Origin of the sequence: Thalassococcus profundi (genome assembly GCF_003344785.1) — a bacterium.
Taxonomy (GTDB): Bacteria; Pseudomonadota; Alphaproteobacteria; order Rhodobacterales; family Rhodobacteraceae; genus Puniceibacterium; species Puniceibacterium profundi.
Genome location: NZ_QPMK01000037.1, coordinates 1 through 2,136 on the forward strand (window position 1 = coordinate 1; position 2,136 = coordinate 2,136).

Annotated in this window: 1 protein-coding gene; it reads left to right on the forward strand. The window is 66.1% G+C overall.

The window, feature by feature from the left end; all coding sequences use genetic code 11:
* Window positions 1-2,136 (forward strand): beta strand repeat-containing protein (locus DU478_RS22400; protein WP_199488402.1); only part of this gene is annotated, 2,136 nt, incomplete at both ends.

Consider the following 2,136-nt stretch of genomic DNA (forward strand, 5'->3'; position numbering starts at 1 on the left):
CCGCGGGCGACACCGGCGCGGACCTGGAGGATGCGGCGACCGTCGGCATGGCGATCACCGGCACCTACGGCACGCTGACCATCGGCGAGGACGGTGAATACACCTACGCCCTGGACGACACCTTCGCGGCGACGGATGCGCTGGCCGAAGGTGAGAATGCCTCGGACGTCTTCACCTACACCATGGCGGACAGCGAAGGCGCGGTCTCGAGCGCCACGGTCACCATCGCCATCACCGGCAGCAACGACGCGCCGACGATCACCCTGGAGGACGCGGTCACACACCTGGAATCCGTCGACGACAATGTCGATCCGTCCAACCGTGTGCTGACGATCCTTGATCCCGCAGCCACGCTGACCGACCCGGACGAGGCCTCGTTCGACGGCGGCAGCCTCACCGCGACCGTCGCCATGGGGCTGCTCACCGATCAGCTCGACTTCGATGGCGGCGGCCTCGTTTCGGTCGACGACCTCACGCAGGACGTCTCTGTCGACGGCACCGTCATCGGCACGGTGTCGGGCCGCAATACCGCGAGCCTGGCCGTCAGCTTCAACAGCGCGGCCACCGTGCAGAGCGTCGAGACCCTCTTGCAGGCTCTCGGCTATGCCACCAGCGAGGACAATCCCACGGGCGCCGGCCTGTCGCGCAGCATCGACGTGTCGCTGTCGGACGGCGACGGCGGCGACTCGAACATCGAAACCGTTTCCGTGACGATCACGCCGCAGAACGACAGCCCGACTCCGACCGACGATACGGTTGCGACCACGGAAGGCTCTTCGATCACCTTCAACGCGATCTTCGGCCAGCCAGGCAATGCGCTCGACAACGACACGGATCCGGAGAACGATCCGCTGACAATTGTGTCGGTTTCCGACATTGCGGACGAGGACGGAGACGGCACCGCGGTCCAGAGCTCGCCGGTGGACATTTCTCCTGGGGCCATCGTCACCGATTTCGGGGCCACGGTCACCGTGCAGCAGAACGGGTCTGTCCAGTACGACCTGACGTCTCCCAACGCATTCTTCAACCGGCTCGCGGATGGTGAGCAGGCGATCGATACCTTCGAATACGAGGTCAGCGATGGGAACGGTGGCACCGACACCGCGCGCATCAGCATCACGATTACCGGTGTCAACGATCCGATCACCGCGGTGGCCGATACGATCGACATCGACGAGGTCGGACCAGCCGCGACGGTGGCAACCAACGGAACGCCCGGGGCCAATGATCTGCTGGCCAACGACACGGACGTGGATACGATCGACACGGCAACGATCATCTCGGTTGTTGGCGGAGCCGGCGTGTCCAACGTGGCCAATGTGCTCGGCGGGTACACCATCACGCTGAATTCCGGCGTGGTGATTTCCCTGGGAACAAACGGCAGCTATAGCGTGTCGAATATCGACGTCGCACCGGAAAGCCCGGCCACGGGCTCCTTTACCTACACCGTCCAGGACGGTGGCGGCGCGCAGTCGACCACCACAGTGACGATCAACGTCGATGGTGAAAACGACGCGCCGGTTGCGGTGGCGGACACCAACGCCGGCGACGCGGTCGTCGAGGATGTGGACGCGACGGCCACGGGCAACGTGCTGGTCAACGACACCGACGTGGATGCCGGCGACAGCAAGACCGTGGTGGGGGTCGCCGCGGGCGACACCGGCGCGGACCTGGAGGATGCGGCGACCGTCGGCATGGCGATCGCCGGGACCTACGGCACGCTGACCATCGGCGAGGACGGCGCCTACAGCTACGCGCTGGACGACAGCCTTCCGGCGACGGATGCGCTGGCCGAAGGTGAGAATGCCTCGGACGTCTTCACCTACACCATGGCGGACAGCGAAGGCGCGGTCTCGAGCACCACGGTCACCATCGCCATCACCGGCAGCAAYGACGCGCCGGTTGCGGTGGCGGACACCAACGCCGGCGACGCGGTCGTCGAGGACATGGATGCCTCGGCSACGGGCAACGTGCTSGYCAAYGACACCGACGTGGAYRCCGGCGACAGCAAGACCGTCGTGGGGGTCGCCGCGGGCGACACCGGCGCGGACCTGGAGGATGCGGCGACCGTCGGCATGGCGATCACCGGCACCTACGGCACGCTGACCATCGGCGAGGACGGCGCATACACCTACG